The sequence below is a fragment of the Paraburkholderia polaris genome (genome assembly GCF_012927345.1).
Classification (GTDB): domain Bacteria; phylum Pseudomonadota; class Gammaproteobacteria; order Burkholderiales; family Burkholderiaceae; genus Paraburkholderia; species Paraburkholderia polaris.
This window is the reverse complement of the sequence record NZ_JABBGJ010000130.1, coordinates 1-1,655: the sequence shown is the minus strand read 5'-3', so window position 1 is coordinate 1,655 and position 1,655 is coordinate 1. Positions and strand designations below refer to the sequence as shown.

At 58.4% G+C, this 1,655-nt stretch carries 1 protein-coding gene; it reads left to right on the top strand.

The genetic code is table 11. From position 1 onward, the window contains the following. Positions 1-393 precede the first annotated feature (393 nt). A complete protein-coding gene (locus HHL24_RS43245; protein ID WP_169491336.1) occupies positions 394-1,551 on the top strand; it encodes an amidohydrolase family protein in 1,158 nt (385 codons plus the stop codon). Positions 1,552-1,655 lie beyond the last annotated feature (104 nt).

Sequence of the window (1,655 nt, the reverse complement as noted above, 5' to 3'; positions counted from 1 at the left end):
ACATTGGTGGCGAGGCACGTCCGTCGCTCTTCCACCATGCCGCGGCACGGCCCCGGCCGGGGTTGCTGTGTGTCCGCGCCATTTGACCGGCGACGCGACTCGTGCCCGGGTGATCTCTTCGATGCGCACGAAAGCCACCGAGACTGCCCCAAGGATAGCCAGAGCGACAACGTCTCCGATGCAGCCCTCATTCAGACCGCAGGACGGCCTTGGGTGGACGGACGCAGAGTTGCGGGCGTCCACCTGGTCTCGATTGCTCCATCGCGAGACGATTGCATGTCAAAATTATTTTCGAAAAAAGCTTGCAATTGAATATTTGTTCGAATGTAATTGTATCCAGACGTTGAGGCAAAAACACGGTTGGACACCGGAAATTCAAAGGAGACTTAGACCATGAGCACGACCGATCGCAGGGCATTTATCAAGGCGGCAGCCGCGCTTCCATTGGCCGCCGCTGCGGGAACAACGTACGCGCAGGCGGCAAAGGCGGTGCCCGCACCGCAGATGCCACAGATGCCGCAGACGCCGGATATGATCATTGATATGCATGCTCACGCCCTAAGCGAGCGTTTCCTGGCCGATCTGGTAAAAAAACCGCAAGCAGGCCTTTCCTGCATGCGCAACGACAAGGGCGAATTTCACCTTTTCCGCGACGGCATTCCCGTCGGCAAGTCGTTCGACCCACATCTGGTTGATCTGCCGACGAGACTTGCCAGCCTTCGGCGCCGCCATGTCGAGCTACAGTTATTCGCCCCGCCGCCGGGTTTGCTGTGTGCGCCAGGCTACGCGACCGGTGTCGATCTCGCACGTCTTCTCCAGGACCAGCAGGATGACATCGTGCATGCCTCTGAAGGCCTGATGGAAGGCGTCGCCATATTGGCGCTGGGCGAACCGTCCAGGGCCGCCGACGAATTGAAGCGTTCAGTTGAGAAGCATGGCTATCGAGCCGCGATGATTCCGACCACGGCTGGCGGCCGTCCGCTTGACGATCCTGTCTATGAGCCACTTTTCAAAATGGTCGAGAAGCTCGGGATCACGCTCATCATGCATCCTGCGTCGTCAACGCGCCCTGATACGTTGGGAGGGTACGACGCATATGAGGTTCAGGTCCTTGTTGGCTGGCCCGGTGAGACAAGTCTGGCGGTTGCGCGATTGATCTTTTCGGGTTTCTTCGAAAAGTATCCCGCGATCAAACTTGTTCTTTGCCATGGCGGGGGAACTGTCGTGTTCCTGAGAGGCCGTCTCGATGCGGCATATGAGGCAAACGGTTGGGAGGCTGAGCCGTACTTCAAGAAAAATATCACGAAACCACCGAGCCAATACCTCAGCCAGCTCTATTACGACAGTTGCGCATTAAGCCCTGACAGTAACCGCTGGGTCATCGAGATGATGGGCGTGGACCATGTGGTGTTCGGCAGTGACTATCCGTTCGACATTGGCGATCCTGAGGGGCGCCGGTCGGTGCCGGTGATCGATAGCCTGGCTGCGCCGGATCGAGCAAAAATCTACAGGGGCAACGCGGCAGCCCTGTTGGCGCGCAAAGGGATCTGATCAACGCCCAACATATTGCGTTGGGCAATCGACCTGGAGGCAAAGACCGCCCTTCCTGAAAACGAATCGGAGTCTGCGCGCCCTTGCGGGCGCCCAGACTCGGT